General features: G+C 67.6%; 4 protein-coding genes. 3 read left to right on the forward strand and 1 reads right to left on the reverse strand.

Translation table 11 applies throughout. The annotated features are described in order from the left end of the window. Positions 1-145 precede the first annotated feature (145 nt). From betT to BSP109_RS16190, 3 genes are read left to right on the forward strand one after another with little or no spacing between them, the layout of a single operon-like run. Positions 146-2,341, forward strand: coding sequence for a choline BCCT transporter BetT (betT, locus tag BSP109_RS16180; RefSeq protein WP_257944751.1), 2,196 nt, complete (start codon positions 146-148; stop codon positions 2,339-2,341). After that, positions 2,338-3,828 carry an aldehyde dehydrogenase family protein gene (locus BSP109_RS16185; protein ID WP_101601975.1) on the forward strand — a complete coding sequence of 497 codons (1,491 nt, stop codon included), beginning with the start codon at positions 2,338-2,340 and terminating at the stop codon, positions 3,826-3,828. Before betT ends, BSP109_RS16185 begins: the two co-directional genes overlap by 4 nt. A gap of 9 nt (positions 3,829-3,837) precedes the next feature. Further along, the gene (locus BSP109_RS16190; RefSeq protein ID WP_101601976.1) at positions 3,838-5,418 is read left to right on the forward strand and encodes a GMC family oxidoreductase; all 1,581 of its coding nucleotides are present in this window, start codon (positions 3,838-3,840) and stop codon (positions 5,416-5,418) included. A gap of 116 nt (positions 5,419-5,534) precedes the next feature. Here BSP109_RS16190 and BSP109_RS16195 read toward each other — a convergent pair whose 3' ends face one another. Continuing rightward, on the reverse strand, positions 5,535-6,062 hold the full coding sequence (locus BSP109_RS16195) for a DinB family protein (protein WP_101601977.1): 528 nt from the start codon (positions 6,060-6,062) through the stop codon (positions 5,535-5,537). Positions 6,063-6,224: the final 162 nt, after the last annotated feature.

The following is a 6,224-nucleotide window of genomic DNA, read 5'->3' on the forward strand; positions in this document are numbered from 1 at the left end:
GCGAAGAGGACCTCGCTCGAGGCCCAGTAGCCTCGACCAGGCAACCTCTCCCAGGCCCTGGCGCCGAACTCCCTGACCACCAGCCCGCACCGATCCACCTATCGGCACCAAGATGGATACCCCTTTAAGAGAAAGAAGGAATCCCGTGACTGCAGCCATGCAGGATCAGAGCCCACCACCGGAGCCGGACGCGATCCACGCCCCGAAGGCCAAGCCGTCCCCCGTCAACTGGCCGGTCTTCATCGGCACAGCCGTGATCATCGGGGCCTTCGTCCTGTGGGCGGCGCTGCTGCCCGCGCAGGCTGAGACCGTGATCTTCGGCGCGATGGGCTGGGTCGCGACCAACTTCGGCTGGTACTACGTCCTGACCGCCGCCATCGTGGTCGTCTTCGTGCTCATCGTGGCGTTCTCCCGCGTGGGCCGCACCAGGATGGGGCCGGATCACTCCAGGCCGAAGTTCAACATGTTCACGTGGGCGGCCATGCTGTTCGCCGCCGGCATCGGCGTCGACCTCATGTTCTTCGGCATGTCAGGGCCCGCCACGAACTTCCTCACTCCGCCGGACGTCGAGCCTCTGTCCGACGCAGCCGCCCGCTGGGCACCGATCTGGACGATCTTCCACTACGGGATCCCCGGCTGGGCCATGTACGCCCTCATGGGTATGGCGTTCGGCCTCTTCGCGTACCGCTACCACCTGCCGCTCAGCATCAGGTCCGCCCTCGCCCCCATCTTCGGCAAGCGGATCCACGGGCCGATCGGCCATACGGTGGAGATCGCCGCGACCATCGGCACGATCTTCGGCATCTCCGTGTCCCTGGGCGTCGGCGTCGTCTTCCTGAACTTCGGCCTCTCGGCGATCTTCGGCATCCCGACCTCCATCGGCGTCCAGGTCGCCCTCATGGCACTCGCGGTGTTCATCACGATCATCTCCACGGTCTCCGGTGTCGACAAGGGCATTCGCCGTCTCTCCGAGCTGAACGTGATCCTCGCGCTCGCCCTCATGCTGTGGGTGCTGTTCTCCGGCAAGACCCACGAGCTGCTGAACGCCCTCGTGCAGAACATCGGTGACTTCTTCTCCGCGTTCCCGTCGATGCTCATGAACACATTCGCGCATGAGGCGGGCTCTCCGGACTACCCGGCGGATCAGTGGATGGCCGATTGGACCCTGTTCTTCTGGGCCTGGTGGATCGCCTGGGCACCGTTCGTCAGCCTGTTCCTGGCCCGCATCTCCCGCGGTCGCACCCTGCGCCAGTTCGTGATCGGCGTCCTGCTGATCCCCTTCGCATTCATCCTGCTGTGGGTCTCGATCTTCGGCAATGCGGCGCTGAGCTTCTTCAAGGCCGGCGACCAGGAGTTCATGGAATTCGCGATCGCGCAGCCCGAATCCGGTTTCTTCACGCTGCTCGAGCAGTACCCGGGATCCTTCTTCACCGTCGGCCTCGCCGTCGTCACCGGACTGTTCTTCTACGTCACCTCTGCGGACTCCGGCTCCCTCGTGATGGCGAACATGACGTCGAAGCCGTCCTCGACGGAATCGGACGGTCCGCCGTGGCTGCGCATCGTCTGGGCCGTCATCACCGGCGCCCTGACCCTCTCGATGCTGTTCATCGACGGCGTCTACACGCTGCAGGCGGCCACTGTGATGGTCGGACTGCCCCTGTCGATCGTCATCTACCTCGTGATGTTCAGCCTCTTCAAGGTGCTGCGCTCCGAGCGGCTGACCCTGGACTCGCAGATCGCATCCATGCCGGACGTGCTCAACAGCCGGATCCGCGAGGGCGGCGAACGCGGCAACTGGCGCCAACGGCTCACGCGCCGGATGTCGTATGCCTCCGCTGCGCAGATCACCCGCTACGTCGACGGCGTCGCGGCGCCCGCGATCGAGGAGGTCGCCGACGAGCTGAAGAAGCTCGGGGCGGATGTCCACTGCCACCGCGGCGAGCACTCCGACTACCCGATCCCCCACATCGACCTCACGGTCCACTTCAGCGGCCATGAGGACTTCAAGTACCAGGCCTACCCCGTCGCCTACCCGGTGCCGAACTTCGCCGCCAACATCGCTGTCTCGCGGGACGTCTACTTCCAGCTCGAGGTCTTCTCCGCGACCGGTTCACGCGGACAGGACATCATGGGCTACACGAAGGAGCAGGTCATCTCCGATGTCCTGGACGCCTATGACGCCCACGTCGCGTTCATGACGCTCACGGGCGACAAGGGCGCCCCGGCGTCGCTGATGGACGCAGAGGTCCCCGACCAGTGGTGGGGCACCGACCAGGCGGTCGTCGATGAACTCGACACCGACGAATCCGCAGCACCACCCGCAGAAGGAGAATCGCGATGACGACATCCGACGCAACCACCCTGTACATCGACGGATCCTGGGTCGCCTCGTCCGACGGAGCGACCCGCACGGTGACCTGCCCGGCTGACGGCACCGAGGTCGGGATCGTCTCCGAGGCCACCTCCACCGACGTCGAACGGGCGATCGCGGCTGCGCGTCGCGCCTTCGACGAGGGGGTGTGGGCGGACCGGCCCGCCTCCGAGCGCGGCGACTTCCTCCTGCGGGTCGCCGACGGCATCACCGCGCGCAAGGATGACTTCGCCCGCGCGGAGGCGCTGGACACCGGCAAGCGACTGGTCGAGGCCGAAGGCGACATGGACGACATCGCCTCCGCGTTCCGCTACTTCGGGAAGATCGCTGATCAGAACCCGGGCCGACTGGTCGACGCCGGTGACTCCTCCGTCATCTCCCGCGTGGTCTACGAGCCCGTCGGGGTCTGCGGAATGATCACCCCGTGGAACTTCCCGCTGCTGCAGGCGTCCTGGAAGGTCGCTCCTGCTCTGGCGGCCGGCAACTCGTTCATCCTCAAGCCGGCGGAGCTCACCCCGCACAGCTCGATGCTGCTCATGGAGGTGCTCGAAGCCGCGGGCCTGCCCGCGGGCGTCGCCAACCTGGTCCTGGGCGCCGGCGGCACCGTGGGTGCTCCCCTCTCCACTCACCCGGACATCGACCTCGTGTCGTTCACGGGCGGCGCTGTCACCGGTCGGAAGATCTCCGAATCCGCAGCGGCGACGGTGAAGAAGGTCGCACTGGAACTGGGCGGCAAGAACCCCAACGTGGTCTTCGCCGACGCCGATTTCGACGCGGCGGTCGACAATGCGCTGACCGCCGCGTTCCTGGATTCCGGGCTCGTGTGCTCGGCCGGGACCCGCCTGATCGTGCAGGACACGATCGCCGAGCGCTTCGTCGATGAGCTGGTCAGCCGTGCTGAGGGCATCGTCATGGGCGGCCCGTTCGACGGGAAGGCGGAGACCGGACCGCTCATCTCGCAGGAGCACCGCGACAAGGTCACCGACTACGTGAAGCGCGGCGTCGAGGCCGGCGCGCGGCTGCGGGTGGGCGGTCACTGGGGCGGCGAGGAGCACGCGAACGGCTTCTTCTACGCCCCGACGGTCCTCGACCAGTGCACCCGCGACAACCCCGCCGTGATCGAGGAGGGCTTCGGCCCCGTCATCACCGTGGAGACCTTCTCCACTGAGGCGGAGGCGATCCAGACCGCCAACCACACCGAGTACGGGCTCGCAGGTGCCGTGTGGACCTCGGACGCGGGTGTCGCCAACCGCGTCTCGCGCAAGCTGCGCCACGGCACGATCTGGATCAACGACTACCACCCCTACCTGCCGCAGGCGGAGTGGGGCGGCTTCAAGCAGTCCGGGATCGGCCGTGAGCTCGGCCCGTCCGGCATGGGCGAGTACGTCGAGCCCAAGCACATCTACCAGAACACCGAGCCGGCCCCGGCCGACTGGTTCCCGCGCAAGGAAGGATGAGGAGCACAGATGATCGACGACATGACATCGGAGAATCCCGTTCGCGAATACGACTACGTGGTCATCGGTGGAGGATCGGCGGGCGCCGCGGTCGCCGCACGACTCAGTGAGGACACGGACGTCACGGTCGCGCTGCTGGAGGCCGGCCCCCACGACCAGGACCATGCCGAGGTCCTGGACCTCAAGCGCTGGCCGGAGCTGCTGGAGTCCGGGCTGGACTGGGACTACCCGATCGAGCCGCAGGAGAACGGCAACTCGTTCATGCGCCACGCGCGCGCCAAGGTGCTGGGCGGCTGCTCGTCGCACAACTCCTGCATCGCGTTCCACCCGCCGGCCGAGGACCTGGACCTGTGGGTCGAGCTGGGCGCGGAGGGCTGGGATGCGGAGAACATCCTCCCGCTCCTCAAGCGCCTGGAGACCAATGCGCGCGGCGGCGAGAAGCACGGGACCGCCGGCCCGGTGCACCTCATGGATGTGCCGCCCGAGGACCCGATCGGCGTCGCGGTGCTGGACGCCTGCGAGCAGGCCGGTATCCCCCGCGCCGTCTTCAACGACGGCGAGACCGTGGTGAACGGCGCCGGATTCTTCCAGATCAACCGGAAGGCCGACGGCACGCGCTCCTCCTCGTCGGTGTCCTACCTGCACCCGATCCAGGATGAGCGGAAGAACCTGGACATCCTCACCGGGCACTGGGTCATGCGCCTGCTGTTCGAGGGCGACCGCGCGGTGGGCGTCGAGTACGTCGACAACTCGTTCGACCGGTCGTCCGTGCTGCGGGCGACGCGTGAGATCGTGCTGAGCGCCGGTGCGATCGATACGCCGAAGCTGCTCATGCTCTCAGGCATCGGACCGGCCGACCACCTGCGCGAGTTCGGCATCGATGTCCGGGTCGACTCCCCCGGTGTGGGGTCGAACCTGCAGGATCACCCGGAAGCGGTGATCTCGTGGGAAACGAAGGAGCCGATGGTCCGCGACGCCACCCAGTGGTGGGAGATCGGCATCTTCGCAGCCACGCAGGACGGGCTGGATCTGCCGGACCTCATGATGCACTACGGCAGTGTGCCCTTCGATATGCACACGCGTCGCCAGGGCTACCCCACCTCGCCGGAGTCCTTCGCGCTGACCCCCAATGTCACGCACGCGAAGTCCCGCGGCACGGTGCGTCTGCGGTCGCTGGACTACCGCGACAAGCCGAAGGTCGACCCGCGGTACTTCACGGATGAGGAGGGCCACGACATGCGCGTGGCCGTCGCGGGCATCAAGAGGGCCCGCGAGATCATCGCCCAGCCGGCGATGGCCGACAAGGTCAGCCGCGAGCTGTTCCCGGGCGAGGACGTGCAGACCGATGAGCAGATCGCGGAGTACGTCTCGAAGACGCACAACACGGTCTACCACCCCGCCGGCTCCTGCCGGATGGGTGCGGTCGATGACGACATGTCGCCGCTGGATCCCCAGCTGCGGGTCAAGGGCGTGTCCGGACTGCGCGTGGTCGATGCCTCGGCCATGCCGCAGCTGCCAGCGGTGAATCCGAACATCTCCGTGATGCTGATGGGCGAGCGCGCCGCGGACCTGATCAGGGCCGACAGGTAGGCCTCAGCAGGCGGCGCGGCGCTCAACCGCACGGTCATCCGTGCGGAGATGCGAGCGGCGGGGTGGGACGATGCGCCCCACCCCGCCGTCGGCGTGTGCGCGGCCGTCGTGCGGCCTCACCCGTCGACGTCGTGCAGGTGGTGCTCCAGATCGTGGACGAGGTACCGGCAGAGCGAGGCGACGGTGAAGGTGAACCCGTCGCCTCGCTGACCGGTCCTCTCCCAGTCGCCGTCGGACACCCGGGCGATGACCGCCGCCGAGGCCGCGGTCGCCTCGTCGATCTCTCGCGCCACCCGTGCGGGGTCGGCCGCCCAGAACTCGCCGCGCACGGCCTCGGCCTCGCCGTCGTAGTCCGCGAACGTCGGGTTCCGCGACTCGAGCATGGCGGCGATCCTCTCACCCAGCGCCCCGACGAGGTCGCGGGAGTGGCACGCGTACTCGAGGGGCGACCACGTCCCCTCCCGCGGACGCACCGCGGCGTCCTCCCGCTGCAGGACGGCGGCCCAACGAGGCGGGAGCGCCTGGATGCGCTTCGTCGTGGTGGCCGGGTCGTGCGGTCCATAGCCGCACTCCTCGCAGCCGGAGTCGATGACGAAGGTCCAGTCACGGGTGTCGGTGTCAGCGGGTGGAGGTGCATCAGTCATGCCTCCCACTATGCACTGTCCCCGCACCGTGCGGGTGGGGTTAGCCTCGAGTTGTAGACACCCGAGATAGCGGGATCACGGGTTCCGCTGGAAGGATGTCTGGCATGTCGTCAAGCAGAAAGCAGCGACGGTCGTACACCGAGGACTACAAGCGCGAAGCCG

It is taken from the genome of Brevibacterium sp. Mu109, assembly GCF_900169375.1.
In the GTDB taxonomy this organism is placed as follows: Bacteria; Actinomycetota; Actinomycetes; order Actinomycetales; family Brevibacteriaceae; genus Brevibacterium; species Brevibacterium yomogidense_A.